At 53.2% G+C, this 23,898-nt stretch carries 21 protein-coding genes; 9 read left to right on the forward strand and 12 right to left on the reverse strand.

Annotated elements, in window-relative coordinates; all coding sequences use genetic code 11:
- Window positions 1-16 precede the first annotated feature (16 nt).
- From QP400_RS06100 to imuA', 3 genes are all read right to left on the reverse strand, one after another.
- Window positions 17-2,197, reverse strand: a complete 2,181-nt coding sequence (locus tag QP400_RS06100; protein WP_040314685.1) for a DEAD/DEAH box helicase — start codon at window positions 2,195-2,197, stop codon at window positions 17-19.
- A gap of 847 nt (window positions 2,198-3,044) precedes the next feature.
- Window positions 3,045-4,601, reverse strand: a complete 1,557-nt coding sequence (locus QP400_RS06105) for a DNA polymerase Y family protein (RefSeq protein ID WP_004805417.1) — start codon at window positions 4,599-4,601, stop codon at window positions 3,045-3,047.
- Window positions 4,598-5,014 carry a DnaE2-dependent mutagenesis accessory factor ImuA' gene (gene imuA', locus QP400_RS06110; RefSeq protein WP_004805419.1) on the reverse strand — a complete coding sequence of 139 codons (417 nt, stop codon included), beginning with the start codon at window positions 5,012-5,014 and terminating at the stop codon, window positions 4,598-4,600. The genes QP400_RS06105 and imuA' overlap by 4 nt, the downstream gene beginning before the upstream one ends.
- A gap of 136 nt (window positions 5,015-5,150) precedes the next feature.
- Between imuA' and QP400_RS06115 the strand changes: the two genes are divergently transcribed.
- Window positions 5,151-5,681, forward strand: coding sequence for a YbhB/YbcL family Raf kinase inhibitor-like protein (locus QP400_RS06115; protein WP_004805421.1), 531 nt, complete (start codon window positions 5,151-5,153; stop codon window positions 5,679-5,681).
- 15 nt (window positions 5,682-5,696) lie between these two features.
- Window positions 5,697-6,158, forward strand: coding sequence for a tRNA (cytidine(34)-2'-O)-methyltransferase (locus QP400_RS06120; protein WP_040314687.1), 462 nt, complete (start codon window positions 5,697-5,699; stop codon window positions 6,156-6,158).
- Here the strand turns inward: QP400_RS06120 and QP400_RS06125 are convergent.
- Window positions 6,155-6,577, reverse strand: coding sequence for a hypothetical protein (locus QP400_RS06125; RefSeq protein WP_004805424.1), 423 nt, complete (start codon window positions 6,575-6,577; stop codon window positions 6,155-6,157). The two genes, QP400_RS06120 and QP400_RS06125, sit on opposite strands and share 4 nt — an antisense overlap.
- Before the next feature lie 156 nt (window positions 6,578-6,733).
- On the opposite strand from QP400_RS06125, the gene lpdA reads away from it, so the two are divergent.
- Entirely contained in the window at window positions 6,734-8,110 is a 1,377-nt protein-coding gene (lpdA, locus tag QP400_RS06130) for a dihydrolipoyl dehydrogenase (RefSeq protein WP_004805427.1), read from the forward strand.
- Between the two features lie 17 nt (window positions 8,111-8,127).
- Window positions 8,128-10,239 carry a 2-oxoglutarate dehydrogenase, E2 component, dihydrolipoamide succinyltransferase gene (gene sucB, locus QP400_RS06135; protein ID WP_101485679.1) on the forward strand — a complete coding sequence of 704 codons (2,112 nt, stop codon included), beginning with the start codon at window positions 8,128-8,130 and terminating at the stop codon, window positions 10,237-10,239.
- Window positions 10,240-10,283: 44 nt separating this feature from the next.
- Here sucB and QP400_RS06140 read toward each other — a convergent pair whose 3' ends face one another.
- Window positions 10,284-11,516, reverse strand: a complete 1,233-nt coding sequence (locus tag QP400_RS06140) for a protein kinase domain-containing protein (protein WP_004805433.1) — start codon at window positions 11,514-11,516, stop codon at window positions 10,284-10,286.
- Between the two features lie 123 nt (window positions 11,517-11,639).
- On the opposite strand from QP400_RS06140, the gene QP400_RS06145 reads away from it, so the two are divergent.
- The 5 genes from QP400_RS06145 (at window position 11,640) to QP400_RS06165 (ending at window position 15,512) form a co-directional block, all read left to right on the forward strand.
- Window positions 11,640-12,332 (forward strand): DUF4191 domain-containing protein, encoded by a 693-nt coding sequence (locus QP400_RS06145; protein WP_004805434.1) that lies wholly within the window; start codon window positions 11,640-11,642, stop codon window positions 12,330-12,332.
- Window positions 12,333-12,439: 107 nt separating this feature from the next.
- Window positions 12,440-13,354, forward strand: a complete 915-nt coding sequence (locus QP400_RS06150) for a transporter substrate-binding domain-containing protein (protein WP_004805436.1) — start codon at window positions 12,440-12,442, stop codon at window positions 13,352-13,354.
- Window positions 13,355-13,372: 18 nt separating this feature from the next.
- On the forward strand, window positions 13,373-13,768 hold the full coding sequence (locus QP400_RS06155) for a hypothetical protein (protein ID WP_004805438.1): 396 nt from the start codon (window positions 13,373-13,375) through the stop codon (window positions 13,766-13,768).
- A gap of 2 nt (window positions 13,769-13,770) precedes the next feature.
- Window positions 13,771-14,682, forward strand: a complete 912-nt coding sequence (locus QP400_RS06160; protein ID WP_004805440.1) for an amino acid ABC transporter permease — start codon at window positions 13,771-13,773, stop codon at window positions 14,680-14,682.
- On the forward strand, window positions 14,679-15,512 hold the full coding sequence (locus QP400_RS06165; RefSeq protein WP_004805442.1) for an amino acid ABC transporter ATP-binding protein: 834 nt from the start codon (window positions 14,679-14,681) through the stop codon (window positions 15,510-15,512). Before QP400_RS06160 ends, QP400_RS06165 begins: the two co-directional genes overlap by 4 nt.
- Before the next feature lie 37 nt (window positions 15,513-15,549).
- Here the strand turns inward: QP400_RS06165 and QP400_RS06170 are convergent, their stop codons facing one another.
- Genes QP400_RS06170 through glgA form a run of 7 tightly spaced genes read right to left on the reverse strand, consistent with a single transcriptional unit; the run spans window position 15,550 to window position 23,876 of the window.
- A complete protein-coding gene (locus tag QP400_RS06170; RefSeq protein WP_004805446.1) occupies window positions 15,550-16,239 on the reverse strand; it encodes a histidine phosphatase family protein in 690 nt (229 codons plus the stop codon).
- A gap of 3 nt (window positions 16,240-16,242) precedes the next feature.
- Window positions 16,243-19,194 (reverse strand): bifunctional [glutamine synthetase] adenylyltransferase/[glutamine synthetase]-adenylyl-L-tyrosine phosphorylase, encoded by a 2,952-nt coding sequence (locus QP400_RS06175; protein WP_004805447.1) that lies wholly within the window; start codon window positions 19,192-19,194, stop codon window positions 16,243-16,245.
- Window positions 19,191-20,522 (reverse strand): glutamine synthetase family protein, encoded by a 1,332-nt coding sequence (locus tag QP400_RS06180; protein ID WP_004805449.1) that lies wholly within the window; start codon window positions 20,520-20,522, stop codon window positions 19,191-19,193. The genes QP400_RS06175 and QP400_RS06180 overlap by 4 nt, the downstream gene beginning before the upstream one ends.
- Entirely contained in the window at window positions 20,519-21,418 is a 900-nt protein-coding gene (locus QP400_RS06185; protein WP_004805451.1) for an SPFH domain-containing protein, read from the reverse strand. Before QP400_RS06185 ends, QP400_RS06180 begins: the two co-directional genes overlap by 4 nt.
- Window positions 21,419-21,428: 10 nt before the next feature.
- Window positions 21,429-21,857, reverse strand: a complete 429-nt coding sequence (locus QP400_RS06190) for an NfeD family protein (RefSeq protein ID WP_004805453.1) — start codon at window positions 21,855-21,857, stop codon at window positions 21,429-21,431.
- Window positions 21,854-22,645, reverse strand: a complete 792-nt coding sequence (locus QP400_RS06195; protein ID WP_004805456.1) for an ABC transporter ATP-binding protein — start codon at window positions 22,643-22,645, stop codon at window positions 21,854-21,856. Before QP400_RS06195 ends, QP400_RS06190 begins: the two co-directional genes overlap by 4 nt.
- Before the next feature lie 34 nt (window positions 22,646-22,679).
- Window positions 22,680-23,876 carry a glycogen synthase gene (gene glgA / locus QP400_RS06200; RefSeq protein ID WP_004805458.1) on the reverse strand — a complete coding sequence of 399 codons (1,197 nt, stop codon included), beginning with the start codon at window positions 23,874-23,876 and terminating at the stop codon, window positions 22,680-22,682.
- Window positions 23,877-23,898: the final 22 nt, after the last annotated feature.

Below are 23,898 nucleotides of genomic sequence, written 5' to 3' on the forward strand. Positions count from 1 at the left end.
ACACCTGTTCGAATGGCTAGTTGGCGATTCCTAGAATTTGCGCAATATCTGCAGTGTCCAAGTTCTGCCCGCTAGCTCCGAAAACCTGTCCAAGCAATTGCTGCTTTCGCTCTTTCAGCTCCATCACCTTCTGCTCCACAGTGTCAGTAGCTACCAGCCTGTAGACGTTTACCGGTTTGGTTTGCCCTAATCTATGCGCTCGGTCGATAGCCTGTTCTTCCACCGCTGGATTCCACCAAGGATCCATTATGTAGACATAGTCAGCCTCAGTGAGGGTCAATCCTGTTCCGCCTGCGCGCAAGGAAATACAAAATACTTGCGCGTCCCCTTCAGAAAATTGCGCTATTGCTCTCGGCCTATTGGTAGTAGCTCCGTCCAAGTAGGAGGTCTTCATGCCAGCCGCCTCAATTTGCGCCCTAACCCTCTTTAGATACTTGGTAAATTGCGAGAAAACCAGAGCTTTGTGGCCCGACGGAATAATCTGGCTCAGCTGCTGAATGAGCGCCTCTGTCTTGGCGGATGGCACATTCGCCTGTTCCTGCACCAAAGAAGCGTCAATTGCCATCAATCGAATCTTTGTGAGGGAGGAAAGCAGCGACACTCTTGCAGATGGATCATCTATCAACCCAAGCGCCTTAGACCGCTCGCGGGTAAGGAGTTTGTCGTAAAGATGCCGATGCTGATCTACGAGTTCTACTTCTAGGACTTGTTCACTCTTTGGAGGCAGATCAGTTGCTACTTCTTCCTTAGTCCGACGCAAGAAATGAGGCTCCACCCGCGCTCGAACGGCCTGCAAAGGTAATTCTTCCCCATCTTTTTCAACCGGCAATACTACTTTTGAACGAAATTGCCGCGCAGATGGCAACAGGCCAGGAAGCGCCAAGGAGGTCAGAGAATGCAGGTCAGACAGGGAATTTTCAATTGGCGTACCAGTAACGGCAAAACACCAGCCCACGTTCAAGTTCTGCAGGGCTTTAAAAGTGGCAGTATCAGAGTTCTTTACAGCCTGAGCTTCATCCAAAATCAAGCCAGCCCACCCAAGTTTGGCGTATCGCTCCGCTTCTAGACGAACCAGGGTATAGGTCGTAACTAGAATGTCTGCCCTCTGCGCCATATCCGATAAAGATTCATTTCTTCTCCGAGCAGTTGTCTGCACCGAAGCCACGTTTAGATCAGGCAAGAATCGTTCAGCCTCGTGAACCCAAGTAGCTACCACAGAGGTGGGGGCAACTACAAGCACTGTTCCTTCCGTTCTAGACAACTTAATTGCGGAAAGGAGCTGAACTGTCTTTCCAAGCCCCATGTCGTCTGCCAAAATTCCGCCCATGGCATTCTGCATTCTATGGGCCAGCCAACTTACTCCGTAACTCTGATAATTCCGCAGTTTCACCCGCAGCCCTGGCACTTCTTCCACTGGCCTTATGTCGTCGGAAATGCAGGGAACCTGTCCCATTGTGAAATCGCCAAGCTGACGCGCCCTCTTTATCCATTGCACATCAGTTTTTGGAATCAGCAGTCCTTCTTCCCCAGGACGCAATAACTTGGCTTCTTCGATCAAATCTCGCAACTTCTGCAGCTCGGGACCGGAAAGGTCTACCCAACGTCCATCTGGAAGACGAAGCGCGGGCATAGCAGAATCCAAGGCAGCAAAAAGTGTCCCCAGCGGAATCTCAGCATCTCCTATGAGTACACGAACTTTCAGATCCAGCCAATCTTTATTTGAAGTGCCCGCAAAGGTCACATGTATCTTTTCGTTATCTAGATGCGCCTCTTGAGCTGCCTCGTTGAACGATATTGAAATGCCAATATCTTCCAGAGTCGGAATAACCTGTCGCTTCCACGCCGCAAGTTCGGGAACGGTGAGCGTCTTTTTATCTATATCGGGAACAATCTGTTTTATTTGCTCCCACGTTTGGGTGAGATCGCTCGGAACGTGCAAGAGCTCATCCTCTTGAGTTTCCTCGGGCCACTCTTTGCGTAGCTTCCACGAAAGCGTTGCTTCGTCCTCGCTAAGATCTATTGCCAGCCCAATAGATACCTCGGCAGCGATGTTCAAGGCCATGGATTGGTCGGAAGAAAAAACCTCGTAGGCGAGCTTTAGTTGCGGTAGCCAATGAGACCTAAACTCCCCTACTTGTGCCTTGGGAATGGTTACGGGTTTTGCCGTATCTAGCCACCGCAACGGTCCAATAGTCATTCCGGAAAGAGATACCAATAAGCCTCTTCGTGGTAATAGGGCGCATGCCGGTCCTAGCCACACCTCTGGAGCTGGGTAAAATTCATCCTCTAATTGGAGACCTACTTGCAGCGTTAGCTTCTCTTGGGCGCGCACGTCGATTCCGCAATGGCCCCCCTGCACAAACTTCACGGGGCGTAGATCCTGCGCACCTACAAATATTTGCACCCCTCTCCCCAGCAACTCACGTAACGCTGGGATTGCGCCTGTCCCGAGTGAGATGAGGTTAAGTCCTGTTTGAGGGCGGGCCATATGCGCTTTTAGACACAGCTCATGCAATGCAGCAAGATGCGTTTCGTTCATTCCCGTCGGAATGGCAGCTCGGCTCGTCGAAGCAATCTGTCTCCAGTTCAGAGCCCGATCAGACCATCCTTCTTCTGACTTTCGAAGAGGTCGAAGTGATAGTCCTTTCTGCCGATTTTTCAAGTCAAAACAGACGGCAAGGCTGTCCCCTTCTTCGCCTATCGGGCTCGTGCCGGATAGTGCTTCCAGTTCTTCTTGCCAATTGGCTGAACTTAGACTGGACAGTAGCAGCGCTACCCCGTGCGCACACCATATTCCGTCTTCACATTCACAGTCCCAGTGAAGATGCTGATTAGGAAGGTTAATTTTGGGTATGGAGACAGTCACTCCATACGTCTTCCCGCTCTCGAAAACTTTGCCCGATACTGTGCCGTTGCCCCATTCTATTCGTGACACCCTGCCCGCTAACTCCGTAGCTTTTTGCCACATACGCGGTCCTACAAGTGCGAGTAGCTGCTCAAAAGAGACGTTTGCAACTTTCCCAAAGTTTCCGCTCATCCCGCTCCTAAGTCTTCCTCCCAATTTTACTTTGTTCCCAAAAACCGTCCACCCACCATTTTTTGTCTATCCACACTGCCAGCATGTCTATTCCTGCCGAACGCAAACGCAGATAAGTTCGTGGAGAACGCTCCGAAGCTGGCCCCCACCACCTATCCAGTACGGGATAGGGCCCTTCTACCCTTTGAATTGCCACGCTATTTCGCTCCCACCGTGCAACAACGGGATTAGCGCTAAGCGCCAACCTTGAGGTTATTTCTACCGCTCTTCCTGTTTCATCCACCAGAGTAAGCAATTTAGGCTTCTCTAAAATCCAAGCAGGGGCATGCCCTTGTAACTGACCGGGCCAGGGGCGATCCAAAGCATATTTAGGAGACCTTTCTTCTCCGACCGGAATTAGAGCTACACGGCTGCGCGGGTCGTAGCCTCCCTGCAGAACCGGGATTGTTGCACCCCGCGGCCCCAAAAGGGCCTGTATTCTGTGCGCTGCTGCCATGGCAGAGTCAGTATTTTTACCGCCAGCACTCCACAGCGCAGACTGTCGTGCAGTTAGTGTGAACAAGTCCACAGCTTCTAGAGTGATGCCCTGTACAGGCCCCGATGTTTCGCTATCAGTGCTGGTCCACGCCTCCAGCTGCCATTTGACGCGATCTGTTAAATCTTTTTCACCCCATCCGGGGTCAAGCATCCAGGTTCTTTGTAGCTCCTTTCCACGAGCGGCGGCAGCGGATATCTTTACTCGCGCACAGGTAAGGCCTTTCTGCTCCAAGGCTCGCATAAATCGCAGTATGCATATCCTTACTGTAAAGGCGGCTTGAGAGTAGCTACTTGCAGGCTCTTCACAGGGAACGCTCACGCTTACCCCTTGTTCCCCTCTTGCTGCAGGCTCTATTCGTATGTCTTTGCCGCTAGCTAAATCATGCAGAGCTAGGCCATCCATCCCAAATCGGGCTCCGACTTCGCGTCTACGCAGCTGCGCTAACTGCCCTAACGTTTCAATCCCGAATTTAGATAGTAGTTGTGCGGTTTTCGCTATTTCGGCCCCTCGTGCCCACACCGCTTCTTTTAGAGGACGGGGCGCCAAGTAATCACGTTCTTCCCCTTCTGGCACTATCACCTGTTCTCGGGCTGCCAGTATTGCACTCAGGGTTCCCGTTGCTATCCCTACTCGGCATTCCCACCCCCCAGCTTCGGCGATCGCTTCGGTCAGCCCCACGCATAGTTCTTGTTCTCCGCCATGCCACTTAGCGGCCCCCCTGGCGGGAGCAAAAAATAATCCTGGCCGCCAAGGCGTAACACCAGCCATTACACTTTCGGCAGCAATCAAGACAGGTTCAAATGTTTGTGTCAGTAGTTTTGAAGGAGAAACTTCTATCAGCTTCGGACAAAGAGACCGGGCCCATCTGATTTTTTGCCCGCTTTGCACCCCATATCTAGCCGCTGCTGGAGTAACAGTAACTATTTTGTTCGCGCTCACTACAGCTGCCGGAGCAGTAGATTCCAAATCCGCAAAAGAGGAGAACTGCCAGCCGGGCAGCCACCCCACACATCTACGCAGGCTCATCCGACCTGTCGCATTCTGGGCCAGTTTTCATCAGTCAAAAGTACGGTGTTACGAGCCCGCATACGCCCCCACAATGAGCGCTGTTGGCCAACGCTTAATGAAATTTTTCCTAACGCCACTACGTCCACACCATCGATCAGGGTTGCAAGTATCTTGGCATCCAGGCCAGTCCCAGAAGGTACTACCAGAATTCGACTCAGATCTATTCCTGCCTGTTCGGCAGCTAACCACCCCATGTCTGGAATCCCCATGACTCCAGCCCAGGCATGTTCTCCCATTGCCTTCGCTAAGTTACTCAGAAGCTTTTGTCTTCCTTGACCTAGGCGCGGTTGCCATCCTCTTTCTTGAACTGTCGGAGCTACCGCTTGCAATACCGCTCTAGCCTTGGCCAGTCTTTCTATCTGCGATGGCACGACTCCCCCTCTCGAACGCTTGTTCGAATATTGTAAGTCCTACCCCTGGCAACTATGACCGCTTTTTAGGCTCTGTGGCGTATACCCGAGCGCTTTCATACCATGAGAGGGAAGGCCAACTATTTAGGAGAAGAAAATGGATTTAACTCGCCCTCAGGCTCCCGCCCCCTATGACTTGATGCCCAAGACTCCCAGCTTCACTTTGACTTCCAAAAATTTACGTGAGGGCGAACCAATGCCAGCGGAGCATAGCGCTCCCGGAGGCAACGTATCTCCACAGTTAACGTGGGAAGGATTCCCAGAAGAAACAGAGTCTTTTCTTCTTACCTGTTTTGATCCAGACGCCCCCACTCCCTCTGGCTACTGGCATTGGGTAATAACTGACATCCCGGCTTCTGTTACAACACTCGAGGCAGGTATCGGCGAATCCGATCTTCGTCTGGAGGGGCCAGCGATGCACCTACGCAACGATGCCGGAGAACATTCTTATTACGGTGCTTACCCACCCGCCGGAGATGGACCGCACCGTTACTATTTCGCAATCACCGCTCTGGACACGCCTTCACTGGAATTAGATGAAGACACGACGCCCACCACAGCTGTATTCACCGCCAACTCGCACACGCTAGCTCGCGCGGTGCTGATGGCAACCCACGAAACCAAGTAGGTCTAGAATCTTAGGGTGCTTCACGTAATTTTTTTTGAACCTAGAATCCCCGGGAACACAGGGGCTGCAATCAGGCTATCGGCTTGCACAGGCTCGATGCTGCACCTGGTCGAGCCCCTGTGCTTCGACATGGACGACACCAAACTGAAACGAGCCGGCCTTGATTATCACGATTTGGCCCACGTGAAAGTGCACCCAAATCTAGATAGTGCGCTTGACGCGGTTCCCGGTAATGTGTACGCCTTCACTGGGCATACCAGCAATATGTACACCGATGTCCACTATGAATCAGATGATGGGCTTATGTTCGGCCCAGAGCCCACCGGACTTCCAGAATGGGCAATGGATCATCCGCGCGTAACAGAGCGAGTGCGCATCCACATGGTGGAAAATATTAGGTCGTTGAACCTTGCGAACTCAGCCTCCATAGCACTCTACGAAGCGTGGAGGCAGCTAGGTTTCCCTGGTGGTGTCTAACGCCCCACTAGGCGGCGAGGATCTGACCAGGCCAACCAGATAATTCCAATCAAGGGTAATAAGGCAGGAAGGTAGTAGAAATACTCCCCTGCCTTTTCCCATGCGAGAGCGACCGTAGTAGCTCCAGGTCGTGCTAACGCCAGCACACAAAGTAGTGCTATCAATTCCCCGACATAAGCTACCCAAGCAATCATGCGCATTTTTCTGCCATTGTGTATGAGGCCGAGTGCGCCAGCAGCGTATCCAACACTCGCCAGCAGGGCAGTAACGCGCACGGGGGCTTGCGCAACCTTGACGAATTCGGCTACTTCAACAGCTCCGATCCAAATAGTGATTGCGGCAACACAGAAGATTAATATGCGTGCCCACCCAAGAGATCTTGTCCTTGGGTCGAGTCGGTTCACACCTGCCGTATTCACTATTTTTCCTTTCGTTTCAGTCTCCTTAGGATACCCTGCGCTAGCGGATAACAGCGAAAAAGCTCTATTCTTTCCAGCGAGTTTTGAATAAAAGTGGGACAATAGACCCGAATGGCCACCGTTGGCCTCTCTTCAACAACGCCAAAGGAGATTAGCGTGAGCGAACCCCAGTACGACATTGTGATTCTAGGAGCAGGTAGCGGAGGGTACGCAGCAGCGCTTCGCGGTGCCCAGCTCGGCATGAAGGTTGCACTTGTCGAAGGCGACAAGGTTGGTGGCACGTGTCTACACAGGGGTTGCATCCCCACCAAGGCAATCTTGCACGCCGCAGAAACTGCAGACAATATACGCGAGTCTTCAAAGTTCGGAGTGAAGTCGAACTTTGAGGGCATCGACATGGCCGCATTGCACAAGTACAAGGATGCGACCATCGGCCGTCTTTACAAGGGATTGCAGGGCTTGATCAAGTCTCGCAAGATCGAATTGATCCAGGGCTGGGGCAAGCTGGTTGCAAAGGATACTGTCGAGGTAGATGGCAAGAAGATCACCGGCAAGAACATTATCTTGGCTTCCGGTTCCTATTCGAAGACAATTCCCGGGCTCGAAATTGAGGGACGGGTAATTACTTCAGAACAAGCTTTGCAATTGGATTGGGTTCCTTCTAAGGCAGTCGTCTTGGGTGGTGGCGTCATCGGAGTCGAATTTGCCTCAGCTTGGGCTTCCTTCGGCGCCGAGGTTACCATTATTGAGGGGCTTCCCCACCTCGTCGCTAACGAGGACGAAGCTATTTCTAAGGGACTCGAAAAGCAGTTCCGCAAACGTGGTATCAAGTTCGAGACCAACACCATGTTTGATTCGGTAACCCAGGATGATTCGGGAGTTCATGTAAAGACTCAGGACGGCAAGTCTTTCGACGCCGACCTATTGCTTGTTGCTATTGGTCGCGGACCTCGTACTGCTGATCTCGGATACGAGGAGCAGGGAATTAAGCTGGAGCGCGGCTTTGTCACCGTAGACCAGAACCTGCATACCGGGGTTGGCAATATCTATGCTGCCGGGGACATTGTCCCTGGCTTGCAGCTTGCCCACCGCGGGTTCGCCCAAGGTATTTTCTTGGCCGAACATATTGCCGGCCTGGATCCTGTCCCGGTAGACGAGAAAGGTATCCCGCGCGTCACCTTCTGTGAGCCTGAAATTGCCTCTGTCGGCTTAACCGAGAAGCAGGCAAAGGAAGAGTTTGGTGAAGACAAGGTAAAGGCCGTTGAATTCAACCTTGCTGGCAACGGTAAGTCTCAGATGCTGGCTACCGCAGGATTTATTAAGTTGGTCAGCGTCGAAGACGGTCCAATTGTTGGATACCATGCCCTTGGTGCCCGTATTGGCGAGCAGGTTGGCGAGGGCGAACTAATCATCAACTGGGAGGCATACCCAGACGATGTAGCAAATCTCATCCATGCTCACCCCACCCAGAACGAGGCTGTTGGCGAGGCCGCAATGGCGCTTGCCGGTAAGCCATTGCACAGCCACAACTAAGCGAAGAAGGAAACGAAATGTCTGAATCAGTGAAGATGCCCGCTCTGGGCGAATCCATCACCGAGGGCACTGTCTCTCGCTGGCTCAAGGAAGTCGGCGACACTGTAGAGGTGGACGAGCCTATCGTTGAAGTATCTACTGACAAGGTAGATTCCGAGGTTCCCTCTCCGGCTGCAGGCACCATCCTCAAAATCTTGGTTCCTGAAGACGAGACTGTCGATGTGGGAACCGAGATCGCAATCATTGGTGATTCGTCTGAGCAGGAAGAGGACTCCTCTGCTCCTGATGCATCTGGCCAGCAAGCCGATGCTCCGAAGTCTGAAGAGAAATCTGAAGGCTCGCATGCCGATGGTGAGTCGACTGATGTGAAGATGCCGGCTCTGGGCGAATCCATCACCGAGGGCACTGTCTCTCGCTGGCTCAAGGAAGTCGGCGACAAGATTGAGGCCGACGAACCGCTGGTCGAAGTATCTACCGACAAGGTCGACTCCGAGGTTCCTGCTCCGGTATCCGGCTACCTAGTAGAGATCGTTGTCCCTGAAGACGAGACCGTAGACGTAGACACAGTCATCGCCCGCATCTCTTCCTCGCAGGACGCTGCCCAGTCCGGCAGCACCGATGACATTCCTTCCTCCTCGAAGAAGGACGGAGACGAGACGATCGTACAGTGGGCTTACCCTCAGTCCGATGGTTCTTCCTCCAAGGAGGTCCCTGGGACCGCATCGGCCGAAGAGGCTACCGATGTGAAGATGCCGGCTCTGGGCGAATCCATCACCGAGGGCACTGTCTCTCGCTGGCTCAAGGAAGTCGGCGACAAGATTGAGGCCGACGAACCGCTGGTCGAAGTATCTACCGACAAGGTCGACTCCGAGGTTCCTGCTCCGGTATCCGGCTACCTAGTCGAGATCGTCGTCCCTGAAGACGAGACCGTAGACGTAGACACAGTCATTGCCCGCATCGGCGCTTCTGCAGACGCAGGTTCCAAGCCAGCGAAGGCTGCGCCGGAGGAAGAAAAGAAGGAAGCTCCGAAGGCACCTGCTGCTCCTAAGGCTCCCGCAGCCCCCAAGGCACCTACTCCGCCAGCTCCTCCGAAGGCACCTGCAGCTCCGAAGGCACCTGCTGTTCCTAAGGCTCCCGCAGCCCCCAAGGCACCAGAGGCTCCCAAACCTGCCGGTAAGCCTGCCGCAACTGGCTCAGCTGCAAAGGGAGGCTACGTAACCCCGATCGTGCGTAAGCTCGCCAAGGAAAAGGGTGTGGATCTAGCGACCGTCACCGGCACCGGCATTGGAGGCAGGATTCGCAAACAGGATGTGCTGGAAGCTGCAGCTCATCCGAAGGCCACTCCTGCTTCAGCAGATGCACCGGCCGCCAAGAAGGCATTCCGCGCAACCACTCCCGAGTGGCAGAAGGGACTTCGTGGCAGCACCCAAAAGATGTCTGGTCTACGGCGCACCATCGCCAAGAGGATGGTGGAATCGCTGCAGGTATCCGCACAACTGACTACTGTTGTCGAGGTCGATGTAACCCGCATTGCCAACCTTCGCAAGAAGGCTAAGGCCTCGTTCCAGGAGCAGCAGGGTACCAAGCTCACCTTCCTCCCCTTCTTCGTCAAGGCGGCAACTGAAGCCTTGCAGGCTCATCCCAAGTTGAATGCTCGCATCGATGGCAAGGAAGTAACCTACTTCGATCACGAGCACGTTGGCATCGCGGTAGATACGCCGAAGGGCTTATTTGTACCGGTAATCAAGGATTGTGGCGAGAAGGATATTGCTCAGATCGCCCATTCGATCAATGATCTGGCCTCCCGCACCCGCGATGGCAAGGTCAAGCCGGATGAACTGTCGGGATCGACCTTCACCATTACCAATACCGGTTCTGGTGGGGCCCTGTTCGACACCCCGGTTATCAACCAGCCCGAGGTCGCAATCTTGGGAGTCGGCACTATTGTCCGTCGCCCGGTTGTAGTAAAGGATGCCGATGGAAACGAGAACATATCAATTCGTTCCATGGTCTATTTGGCTATCAGCTATGATCACCGCCTCATCGACGGTGGCGACGCAGCTCGCTACCTCATGGCAGTAAAGCAGCGCCTAGAAGAGGGCGACTTTGCTGAAGAAGTAGGACTGTAGCAGTTCTCTTACGGTGGGCCGGTCGGATTCGACCGGCCCACTTTTTATTCCCTAGTAACCGACACTATTTTGCCGTTCCTAATTTTGAACGTTGCTTTGTACTCGACACTATTCACTCGTTGACAGGTCTGATTACACTGCTGATGACTGCTCTGGGTGATAGTGGCAACTACCTTGCCGTTAGCTTCGTGTTCACCCGTAACTTTGATCTTCAATCCTTTTGCAGTTATTCCATTCTGCTGCATCTGCCTATACAAGTTCATGTCTGCCTGTTGTGAGGGTGAATTTGGAAAACTGACGCTAGCGAGAGCTTCTTTATCCATTTTTTCAAGGGCTGCGGCCCTCTGTTTCAGCAGTTTTGAGAGCACGGACGCACCTGGAGCCAAGTCTGCTGCTCGTTTTTCTTCTGTCCGGGGGCTCTTGTGCCCCTGCACAGTGGGTGGCACAGATTCCAGCTGTTTAGCAGCACTACTTGCGACCTGTTTTGGCTCCCCTGATAACGCCGATGATTCGCTCTTTCCGCTAAGGAATGACCCAAGTACTATCCCGATGCCAGCACAGGCGATCACAACCCCCATAGATATGACTGACCACCTGGGTTTTTTAGCATGTTTATCAGGTTCGATAGTGACAGCGTCAAGTAACCCAACCGAGCGTAGTGCCGCCACCGGTTCGGGAGTGAGTGCACGTGCAGGAGGTTCTGCTGAGAAGTCCTGTAGCAGACTTTCGGCCGCCGGACGCTCCTGCGGATCTAGTGCATCCGCGCTGAGTGACGGAACACCCAGTTCCTGACATATTCTGCCCCACCCGTAGATGTCGCGCGCGGGAGTATCTGGCTCTGAAGGCACATACGAAGGCGTTCCTTTTCTTTCATTCGAAAGGTCAGGATCAATCAACGTTGCCCGCCCGCCCTCTGAAACAAGTATGTTCGCGGGAGAAACGTCTCCGTGCGTTACGCCACGCCGATGCAGCGCAGCTAGTGCCTCCAGTATGTCGGCTGCAATCCTACGAGGACGCAGGAGCTCGATTTCTGAATTGAGCGGACTCCCTTCGACGAGTTCCATTATTAGAACCCACCGGTTATCGACAGGAACCAGATCATGCAATGTGCCTAGGTGCGGCCCATCAACCTGGGAAATTGAGCTATAACGGTCCGGGTCAGGATACTTCACAAACTTTGCAGCCCATATCTTGCCCGCCTTATCCCGCACCTTCCACACGGGACCAAGACTGGCAAAACCTATGACCTCAAGCACTTCATAACCGCGAATCCTCATGCTTCTACCGAACCACGCCAATCCCCCTCGTTGTAGGGGGTACACAAATCTGTGGATAACTTTTTGTTTTAGAGGTTCTAACACGTAGAATTCAGGCTAGATACAAGCAGAAAGTAGGAATTGATGGCTAAGGACGATACTGCCGCGCCGAAACGGTCTTTTTTCGCCAACATTAAAGATGCATTTACCCTGACCAAACGCTCCTACCCTTGGGTAGGATGGGCCCTCGCGGGCGCATTTGTTATCCCCCTGCTTGTAGCAGTCCTCGTGGGATGGCTAACCTCTCATCTAGTCTTGGGCATTCTTTTTGGCATCTCGCTTGGCCTTCTGGCTACTACCGCAACTCTGTCGCGACTCATGAACCGCGCAATGTACAAGCAACTTGATGGACATGCAGGCGCTGCAGGGGCCATCATGAGGCAGATCCGGCGTGGCTGGGACATCGAAGAACAGCCCGTTGCTATGAACCGCAATCAGGATCTCGTTTACCGACTAGTTGGTCGTCCAGGAATCGTTCTTGTCTCTGAGGGAGCTCCGGCCCAGGTAGAGCGCATGCTAGCTGACGAGGCAAAGAAGGTTTCCCGAGTTGCTCCCAAGGTAGAGGTACACCAGATCCAAGTTGGACATGCAAAGGGACAAGTTCCTTTGGATCAACTTCTGCGCACTATCAATAAGCTAAAGAAGACGCTACGCAAGGAAGAAGTTCCGGTCGTAACCAACCGACTTCGCTCACTACAAGCAAAGTCGATGAACATGCCCCGAGGAATAGATCCCTCAAAGGTGAAATTCAACCGCAGGGCTCTACGAGGCAAATAGAGCACTTTTTTGTGAAACGGCTCCCACCTGGTGGGAGCCGTTTTGCATACCAATGCAGAAGTATGCATAATATTCCTAACAGTTAATATTTATAAGGAGCCACCCCGATGAAGAAAATCTTCTGTATTGCCGCAGCAACCGCCCTTTCCTTGTCTGCGTGCTCTGGTGCAGACAACGCTACCCCCGGATCGGATTCCTCCGATCCGGGTGAGAAGGGCTACGACGTATCTAAGATTCAAAAAGACGACAAAGTCGCCGCCCTCGTTCCGCAAGAAATATCTAAACGGGATCTACTGCGCTCCGTCGCCTCCGCGGACTATGCTCCTGCGGAATATCTAAAGATCGATGGTCAAACACCTACTGGTTATGACATCGACTTGGTAAATGCGATGGCCAAAGTCATGGGGCTAAAGGGCGGAAACACTAAGCATGCCGCCTTCGACTCGATTATTCCGCAGATCGGCTCAAAATTCGATCTTTCGTTGAGCTCATTCTCGATCACCCCGCAGCGCGAAAAAGAGGTCAACATGATCTCCTACGTCCAGGTCGGATCCGCCTTTGGCACCGCAAAGGGAAATCCCAACAAATTTGATCCTTCTAACCCCTGCGGCAAAACCATCGGCGTGCAAAAAGGCACCTTCCAGTACGACTACGTCGAGACCCTATCTGACAAATGCGCTGCGGAAGGCAAGGAGAAAATCAAAGTAAAGCCGCACGATCTACAAACCGAGATCGCTCCTAAAGTCGCAGGCAAGCAGTACGATGCAACCTTCGCCGACTCAACCGTAATCGGATATACCGTGAAGAAGTCCAACGGCTCTATCGAGCAGATCGGCGATGTACTCAAGGCCTCTCCCCAGGGAATTATTATCAATAAGAAAGATGAGGCATTGACCAAGGCAGTGCAGGCGGCTATGCAGTCACTCATGGACTCCGGCGAGCTAAAGAAGATTCTTGCACATTACGGTGCAGATAAGGCAGGCCTATCTAAGGCCGAGATCAACCCTGCCGTATCTGACTAACAGAAAAACGAAGAAGCCATGCGCAAGCTAGCGGAACTCGAGAGCAAGATGGGCGCTCCCATCGCTGCTCTAGCGCCCAAAAAGCTAGCTTCGCATGGCTTTCTTTACAACGCCGCAATCGGTTTGGTGAGCACGATGTCCGAGGTCGTGAAGGTAGCGGGCCAAAATACTAAATATGCCCAGTCCTCGCCTCACAAGTGCGCTGCAGACGGCAAAGTAGGAAACAGAGTTTTCACTCCCCACAAACCCCAAAAATCTCCGAAGTTGCAGGCAGGCAACACGATGCAACTTTCGCCGATTCAATCACTGTGGGATATTCAATACGAGGGACCAATGGCGACTTCACCCACGTTGGTGACACCATTGAATCTGCCCAAAAAGAATGCAGAAAATAATCCGCAAGTTAGAAAATAGGTATGGAAGAGCTACATAGGAATAATCCTCAGCCCGTGTTCAAACCGGGCCGATTGATTGGCGCAGTGGTAGTAGCGCTAATTGCACTCGCGATAATCAACTCGCTGGTGACCAATCCCAACTACCGCTGGGATGTTGTTGGCCAGTATTTGTTCCATCCATCAGTAATGCGGGGTATTGTATTCACCCTGCTACTGACGGTAGGAGCTATGATAATAGGCATCATTTTGGCTACTACCATGGCGATTATGCGCCAGAGCCAGAATCCCGTAACAAAGTCTGTAGCGTGGTTTTACATCTGGTTTTTCCGCGGCACTCCAATCTATACCCAGCTCATCTTCTGGGGGCTTCTTCCCACTTTGTACCAGACAATATCTCTCAAAGTACCTTTTGGGCCCGAGCTGTTTTCTTACTCCACCGATAAGATCCTTACTCCAGGACTGTGTGCCCTGCTCGGATTGGGGCTGAACGAGGGCGCGTATCTAGCGGAGATCATTCGCTCGGGTCTAAATTCGGTGGACCGTGGCCAGACCGAGGCAGCTACTGCACTGGGTATGAAACCGGCGAAAATAATGCGCAGAATCATTCTGCCTCAGGCTATGCGCGTGATCATTCCTCCAACCGGCAACGAGACCATTTCGATGCTCAAGACTACCTCTCTGGTAGCCGCTGTTCCCTTTACTTTGGAACTCCAGTTCGCGGTACAGGAACTCGGAAACAGGACATTCACTCCGATTCCCCTACTACTTGTAGCGGTGTTCTGGTACCTGCTGATCACTTCAATTCTTATGGTTGGCCAGTACTACATCGAACGCTACTTTGGCCGCGGTTTCGAACAGCGCTCCTCTACTGGTAGTAAAAAGACTGCAATTTCCGAGAACTCCAACACTGCATTTATGGATGTGACCCCATGAGCGAAGCAACAAGTATGGTCAAAATCGAAGGCGCCCACAAATTTTTTGGTGACCTGCATGTCCTTCAGGGTATTGACCTAGAGATCAAGCACGGCGAGGTATGTGTTCTCCTTGGTCCCTCTGGATCTGGCAAATCAACCCTTTTGCGCTGTATCAACGAATTGGAGTTTATTTCCGCAGGACGTATCTACCTAAATGGCGAACTCCTCGGAATGACCGAGGAAAAGGCCCCTAAAGGGATCCTGAATAAATGGCGCGCTCACCGCCATGGTTCAATTACCCCCGAAGGAACTCTGCTCAAGCGACGTTCTGATGGCGAGGTCGCAAAACAGCGATCTAGAGTTGGGATGGTATTCCAGCGATTTAACCTTTTCCCCCACATGACCGCGTTGCAAAACGTGATGGAAGCACCAGTCCAGGTAAAAGGTGTCCCAAAAGAACAGGCGCGCAAACTCGCTCTGCAACACCTTGATCGCGTCGGTCTGCTTGACCGGGCAGATCACTACCCATCAGAACTATCTGGCGGTCAGCAGCAGCGCGTTGCTATTGCAAGGGCACTAGCTATGGAACCAGAGCTCATGCTGTTTGACGAGCCAACGTCAGCCCTCGACCCTGAGCTAGTTGGCGAAGTACTGGGGGTAATGAAGGATTTGGCCGCCGAAGGTATGACGATGGTTGTGGTTACTCACGAAATAGCTTTTGCCCGTGAGGTCGCGGATAAGGTTGTCTTCCTAGATAAGGGACAGATCGTCGAGTACGGCACTCCCGAAGAAGTAATCGAGCACCCAAGCCAACCTAGAACTCGCGAATTCTTCGACAAAGTGCTTTAAGAATTTGGGGGAAGGCAGCTGCCTTCCCCCAAATTCTTTACGCTTTACCTTCCATTGCACGCATGGCCTGCTGAGAGGACAGTGGCTCGCCTGCATCATCGCGCACTGGCCATTCCTCTATCGGTTTGCCGGCCCACGTCAAAGCCGTAAAAGACCCGGGTTCGCCCTCTAATAAAGTCGTTTGGGTATTCGGGACGGGAAATTGCGATATTAGCTGCTCGGTAATCTGATTCGTTCGAGAGGCTGCGTATAACCGCATAACAGCGCCATGACAGACGATACCGGCGGTGCCCTCACCTACCTTTGCGTGGGCCTCTTTTACAACCTTGTCGAAACGATCAAGAATTTCTTGTCCGGTCTCTGCTCCCGGCATTCGGTAAGACAGGTCTCCCCTGACCCACCTGATCAACGTAGACAGGTACTCGGTAACTGATTCGGCATCAGTGTTCATCTCGAGTTCACCAGCACGAACCTCTCGGAGTCCTTCTCGGACCTGCAAGTCAAGGTCGAACTTCTTCGCCAGTGGAGCTGCAGTCTGCTGGGCTCGCTGAATAAAGGAACTGTACAGCGCATCGAGCTTCGGCAGCCCCCGATCCTCCCAGCCCGCGGCAAGACTGGCAGCTTGGTTCATGCCATCCGCATTCAAGTCTGCGCCCGGATAAGCTGTATCCAGCGCTCCCGCTAGGTTCGACGACGTTTGTCCATGGCGAATCAGTACTAGTTTCATTTCCTACCCGTAAAATATTTCTTCCATTACGTCTCTGCAATGTCGTGCCTTACGACGATAATCGTCAACTAGGCTACGCTCGCTTCTCTGGTATCCCAGTATCAACGATACGGCAGCTATCTCGTCATTAGTTCGTGGCAACAAATCCAGTTTAGCGCCCCCGTCACGACCAGAAGCGAGCGTATTGGCAGCTCTAATGCGAGTCGCGGCATTCCATGCGGCTTCCAGCGCTCGCGCCTGGGCGGGCGTAACCAGGCTTAGGCGTTCGGCCTGTCCCAGCGCGTCGAGCGTATTGGTGGTACGCAACGCAACGTCCTCATGCGCATGCATCAACTGGAGCAGTTGAATGGTCCACTCTGCATCCGATAGTCCCCCGGGCCCCAGTTTCACGTGCGAGCGCGGGTCCATCCCCCGGGGCAAACGTTCTGCCTCCATTCGAGCCTTCAACATCCTAATACTCTTCAATTCGTCATTGTCGAAGGAATGGCCGTACCGGAAACGGTCAATTATCTCCATGGCCTCATCCAGCACTTCAGGATCACCCGCTACTGGTCGTGCGCGGAGTAGAGCCTGCCGCTCCCATGGGGAGGCCCATCGTTCATAATAGGAGCGAGTCGATTCTAGACTCCTAGCAGTCGGACCATCTTTGCCCTCTGGGCGTAACCCCAGATCTACTTTGAACGGCCTTTGCGGGCCCACATCCGAAAGCAAGGACTTCAGCGTAGCAACTGTATGCTCGGCCTCTTCCTGTGCCCCCTCGCCTACCGGCGAGTAGACAACCATAAGATCGGCATCCGAAGCGTATCCAGGCTCTTCGCCTCCTAGACGCCCCAGCGCGATAATCCCCATCCGCGCTTTCGGAGAGGTTCCAGCACTGCGATGCGCCAGTTTCAGGGCAGCAGCCAGGGCTGCATCATTTACAGGCGTAATATATTTTCGAGCACGTTCGGGATCCACGCCGCTCAAACAGTCCGCCAGAGCTGCCCGCAATAGTTCGCGAGAACGAATCTCACGCACTAATTGTGCTGCCTCCCCTGCATCGTCATGCCTAGAAACAATGGCCATCATCTCGCCAGAAAGGCGCTCTTTCTCGCGCGCTTCCAGTTCAATAGGGTGATCAAGCCATGCCACAGCAGCCGGGAAATGTTCGAACCCATCCGCACAGTACGTGCTCGTTGGCAGTAGTTTCGCTAGGTAACCTGCGGCGACTCTAGAATCTCGCAGCATTGCCAAGTACCAATGCGACGTACCAATGATCTCGCTAAGTCGGCGGAATCTAAGCAATCCCGCGTCAGGATTTGCCCCGTCCGCGATCCATCCGATCATCACCGGTAGCAGATGTCTCTGCAATGCTGCTCTCCTGCTGACTCCAGCAGTCAACGCTTCAATGTGACGCAAACTTCCCGCCGGGTCCTTATAACCAATTGCTTTCAGTCGCGCACTAGCCGCTTCTGGGGAAAGAGCAGCCTCATCAGCGGAAAGGGAAGCCGTTGCCGGCAATAGGGGGCCGTAAAACAGTTCTTGGTGCAGAGTTCGAACATCGTGGCGAACGTGTGTCAGCTCGATCTGTAGGGAGCGGGCATTCGGGTATTTCTGCGCATCTATAGACCTTCCTATCCTCCTGAGCTCCTTTTCAGAGGACGGAATCAGCGCGGTCCTGCGAAGTCGGAATAACTGCGTTCGGTGTTCGACACATCTTAGGAAACGGTAACACCTGGCTAATTTCGCGGCTCCTTCGCGGGCAATGTACCCCTGCGCGGCTAGCGCCTGAATAGCCTCCAGGGTATGTGGTACGCGCACAGACTCGTCGTAGCGGCCGTGGACAAGCTGCATTAGCTGGATTGTCATCTCTACATCTCGTAGCCCACCCGGCCCGAGCTTCAGTTGACGTCCTTTCTGCTCCGAGGGCACATTTGCTTCCACTCGCAGTCGCATATTTCTTGCGTCCTCGACAAAACCCTCCCGAGCTGATGCTTCCCATACTAGAGGGCCCACAAGAGCAGAGAATTTTTCAGCTAGCTCCTTGTCCCCTGCCGCATATCGAGCTTTGAGCAAAGCCTGAAATTCCCACGACTGTGCCCATTTCGAGTAGTAGGTTTTGTAGGAGTCAAGAGTTCTTGCAACAGCTCCGTCTGCACCCTCTGGCCGAAGTCCCAAGTCAAGAGGCCATAGTGGCAGCTCCTCGCCGGGTCCACTGCAGATAGCTGTGAGGGCGGTGATTATCTTTCCGGCCACCTCGATTACGTCGCTCTCTGGAATGTCCGAGTTCGCCTCAGCAACAAACATGACGTCGACGTCCGAAATATAGTTGACCTCTCCAGCTCCCGTTTTTCCCAGAACGATTACTGCGAGACGAATGTTCTCTTGTGGGTCAACCTTATTCTGGGCAACCCGAAGTCCAGCTTGCAAGGTCAAGTCGACCAGGGCTGAGATACACCGACTTACATAGGAAACAATATCCAGTGCTCGATCAGACGATAGATCGGCAGACGCAATCTGGCTGAGTGCTCTGCGATACGCCCTCCGGATTTCGTCTGTGCTATCCACGCTCGCAAATAGCTGCCTGTAGTTACTTGCCCATGCCGCCGCTGCTGCCGCTTCAGCGCCAGGGTCATAGCTACCGGAAAAGATGTCAGAAAATGTCTGCGACGCAGCTGATTCAAAAACTTCCAGGTCATCGGGATGAGTGGCAAGGTGATCACTAAGTGCCTGCGAAAGTCCGAGTATTGAAAACAATTGCTTGCCACAGTGGGCCATGGCGTTCTGTGCCCGCGACGGGGCCTCCTCGCACAAACGAAGTAGCCCAAGCAACGCCATGTCCGGATCTGCAGCGTCGGCCAAAAATGGGGTCGGGTCAGCCCACTCTTCGAGTTCTTCTAACCACTTCTTCGCCCTCTGCACATCGCGCACACCAGCCTTGCGAAGTTTCAGCGAGATATCCGGTGCGATCCTCATAGGAAGAACTGGCGGAGCTCAAATTCTGTAACCTGTGCCCTATATTCTTGCCACTCGCGCTCCTTATTCGCGATGACAAATTCGAACACCTCTTCTCCGAGAGTGGCGGCTACCAGGTCAGATTTCTTCATTGCCTTTACAGCGCTGGATAGTGAGGACGGCAAGGAGGGAATTCCCAACACCCGCCGTTCCTGGTCCGTTAGAGCCCAGACATTATCCTCCGCTTCGGGGGCCAATTCATACCCGTTCTCGATACCAGCAAGCCCGGCTTCCAGTAGAACTGCAAATCCCAGATATGGGTTCACTGCCGGATCTAGCGCTCGATATTCGATCCGCGCGGATTCCGGCTTATTGGGTTTGTAGTTTGGAACTCGTACCAATGCCGACCTGTTGTTATGTCCCCAGCAAACGAACGAGGGCGCTTCTCCGCCTCCCCACAACCGTTTGTAAGAATTTACATGTTGGTTAGTTACTGCAGACATTTCTTGTGCGTGAGTCAAGATGCCTGCAATAAATGAGCGAGCAGTCCGAGACAGCTGGTACTGCCCCGACGGATCGTGGAACGCATTGCGCTCGCCCTCAAATAAAGACATATGGGCGTGCATGCCAGAACCAGGTACGCCAGCTATCGGTTTCGGCATAAAGGTTGCCTGCATATCTTCCCGAAGAGCAACCTCTTTGACCAAGGTCCGGAAGGTCATAATATTGTCGGCTGCTGTAAGCGCGTCTACCGACCGGAGATCGATCTCGTTCTGTCCCGGCCCTCCCTCGTGGTGACTCATCTCGACGCTGATGCCCATAGCTTCGAGCATTTCAATTGCTCGGCGCCTAAAATCGTTGTCGCCTCCACGAGCGACATGGTCGAAATAGCCCGCCTCGTCTACCGGCACAATTCGTCCGTCTGCGTCCCGGGTTGGCTTCAACAGATAGAACTCGATCTCGGGGTGGATTCTAAACGAGAAACCTAGTTTTGCCGCATGATCTAATGCCCGCTCCAGCACCGCCCTCGGATCTGTCTGAGCAGCAGACCCGTCGGGATTAGTTAGATCGCAGAACATTCTTCCCACGGGGTCACTGTCAGTACACCACGGCAGCAATTGGAACGTAGAAGCGTCCGGCCGCAGAATCATGTCTGACTCGTAGACCCTGCTAAGACCCTGAATAGCCGATCCATCAAAACCAATGCCTTCGGCGAACGCTCTCTCAAGTTCCACCGGGTCAATAGCAACCGACTTCAGAACACCAAGTACATCTGTAAACCATAGGCGCACAAAGCGGGTATCGGACTCAGCTATTTTTGTCAGAACTTCTTCTTCTACGGGCCTCATTTGGCGCTACCAAATCCCTTCGAGATCGCTTCCAATGCAGCAGTCATTTCGGCAGGCACTATCCAAGTCTTGTTGCCGTCACCCTTAGCAAGTTCCGGCAGCATTTGCAGATAGCGGTAGGACAGAAGTTTCTCGTCGGGATTACCTTCGTGAATGGCACGGAATACCTTCGCAATAGCCTCTGCTTCGCCCTCTGCACGAGTCACGGCTGCTTCTGCGTCACCTCGTGCAATAAGAACCGCAGACTTGCGCTGCCCTTCCGCTTCAGTCACCTGAGATTCGCGCTGCCCTTCAGCGGTAAGAATAGCAGCTCTCTTATCCCGCTCGGCACGCATCTGCTTTTCCATTGCCTCTTGGATAGATGGGGGCGGATCGATCGCTTTAATTTCTACTCTGTTGATGCGAATACCCCACGCTGTTGTGGCGGAATCCAACACCCCGCGCAACTGCGTGTTTATCGAATCGCGCGAAGTCAAAGTGTCTTCTAGATCCATAGTGCCAATAACGTTACGCAGAGTGGTCGCTGTTAGCTGCTCGATCGCGACCAGGTAGTTCGCAATTTCGTATGTGGCCTGCTCAGGGCTGTTTATTTGGTAGTAAATAACAGAGTCGATAGTTACCGATACGTTGTCTGCCGTGATAACTGGCTGGGGCGCAAAAGCGACCACCTGTTCCGACAAAGATACAACTGCCCGCTTTGAATCAATGAAAGGAATCAGCACATGCAGCCCCGGGGTCAGTGTCGTCTGGTATCTGCCCAGTCGTTCCACCACTACGGCCGTGGCTTGCCGCACCACAATAATGGACTTAGATATTGCAATCACTACGGCAAAGGTTATGAGCAGGAATATCACTATTCCGATCATTCCCGCCGGCGCTAAGGAAAAAGCTGACATTCTTGTCTCCTCATCTACTTACTGGGGCCACTACTGCGGTAGCTCCCCTTACTTCTATAACGCGGATTCCAATGCCCCGTGGAATATCGTGATCTGAGGTAGCTGACCATCGCTCCCCGTCTAGCATTATAGTGCCGCCAGCTGGGCTTACAGGCGAGGTTGTAACTCCCTCGCGGCCTTCATAGCGCGAGACATTGAATGCAACCCGAGGGGTCGATGCTTCCAGTTTCTTCTTGATAAGTGGTCTAACTGTAAGCACAAGAACCGAGGAGACTGCTGCAAACAAAAGGATGTGCAACCACCACAGATTTGGCCAAAAGAACGCGCAGATGCAGCTTGCTGCTGCACCAATCCCTAGCATCAGGAAGAAGAAATCACCGCTTAGCAGTTCCACTATCACGGCCATCAGAGCGGCCCCTAGCCAGACCCAACCAATCATTTCTTATCCGCCTTATGGGCCCACCAACGGCCCTCACTACCTCCCACGGAAAGTGGATATTCAAACAGGTTGGAAACATTCTCAGAAGTAAGGATCTGGGAAATTGGCCCGCTCTTGACGACCTGTCCTTCCTTTAGCAGGAGGGCGTGGGTGAAACCGCGGGGTATCTGCTCCACATGATGGGTGACCATGATCATTGCTGGAGCGTGCTTATCAGTGGATATCTCTGTGAGAGCTCCCAGCAAGTCCTCACGTGCTCCCAAATCGAGGCCGCGCGCTGGTTCGTCTAGCACCAATGCTTCAGGATCGGGCATCAGTGCTCGCGCAATCATGACTCGCTGCCGCTCGCCATCCGAGAGGCTGTCTACCTCACGATCTTTCAGGTGTGAAATGCCAAAAAGATGCAGCAGATCTTGTGCTCTCTGACGATCTATGTCCTCGAACGTCTGTTCCTGGCTGGAGGGAGCGCCGTACACAGAACTGAGTATTGCGTCTATAGCGTGGGTGCCCGAGGGAACTAGTTGATCAGCTACGTCCCCAATGGTGCCCACTCGGGAACGCAGTTCCGCCAGATCTGTCTGTGCCAGTTCTTCATCCAGCACGCGGACTGTTCCCGCATCGGCCTCTATGCCTCCGCTCAGCAATGACACCAGCGTAGTCTTTCCGGCTCCGTTAGGGCCAAGGATTACCCAGTGCTCGCCCTCGTTAATACTCCAATTGACCTTATCTAGGATTACGGTGGTGCCTCGGCGCACCCGTACGTCATTAAGCTCTATAACTGCTGCCATATTTTTACCCTATACGGTTCCGTTCCGGCGTGCGCTAGCGCACCAAATCTTCGTACATCGCAACGGTTTTCTTGCCAATGGACTCCCAGGTGAAATGTTCTTTACACCTTTCCAATCCTGCCTGCCCCATTCGTCGCGCCCGATCCGGATCTGCAAGTACCGCATTGATGCGTTCCGCCATGGCTCCTTCGAATTCGGCAGGTTCGAGTGGCGTTCCAGTACCGTCATCTTTTTGCTCGATTGGAACAAGGAAACCCGTCTCTCCTTCCACTATGACATCCGGGATACCACCAGTTTTCGTTCCTACGACAGGAAGTCCCAAAGCCATTGCCTCCAGGTTCACAATGCCGAGTGGTTCATAGATCGAAGGAGTAACGAACACAGTCGCGGCAGAAAGAATTGCAATGATTTCCTTGCGGGGCAGCATTTGCGAAATCAGGATTACGCCGCTTCGCGTCTCGCTAAGTTTTTCTACTAGCGTGTCTACCTCGTTAGCGATCTGTTCAGTATCAGGCGCTCCTGCACACAGCACAATTTGCGCATCTTTATCAACGTTTTGCAAGGCTTTCAGTAGATGAGGAAGCCCCTTCTGCCTGGTAATTCTGCCGACAAAAACTATGGTCTTCCGATCGGGATCGATGCCGAATTTTTTCAGTACTTCCCCTACCTGAGCATTATCTTGTGGGCGTTTCCAGACTTCGAGGTCGATACCGTTATGGATTACCCGCACTTTTTGTTCATCAATACTTGGGTAAGAGCGCAAGATGTCTTGGCGCATACCATTTGAGACCGCAACGATCTGATCAGCGCCCTCGTAGGCAGTTTTCTCGGCCCATGAGCTGAGGTGATATCCGCCCCCGAGTTGCTCTTCTTTCCACGGCCTCAGCGGTTCCAAAGAATGAGCAGATACCACGTGCGGTACGTCCCACATCAGTGCTGACCAGTGGCCAGCCATATTCGCGTACCAAGTATGCGAGTGCACCAAATCAGTCCCTTGCGTATTCGGCACCATTTGCAGGTCAACTCCGAGTGCCCGCAAAGCCCCGTTGGCCTCCTTTAGTTCGGCAGGATAGTCGTAGCCGTATACCCTGTCTTGCTGACGAGGCCCATCAAAGGCATGCACTCTAAGATCTATGCTCCGCCTCAACACCTTGGCTAATTCTTCGACATGCACGCCAGCACCACCGTAGACGTGAGGGGGGTATTCGCGGCTAAGCAGATCAACGCGCATGGGAGGCTCCTAATCCGATCAT

The sequence above is a fragment of the Winkia sp. UMB3158 genome (assembly GCF_030217145.1).
Classification (GTDB): domain Bacteria; phylum Actinomycetota; class Actinomycetes; order Actinomycetales; family Actinomycetaceae; genus Winkia; species Winkia anitrata.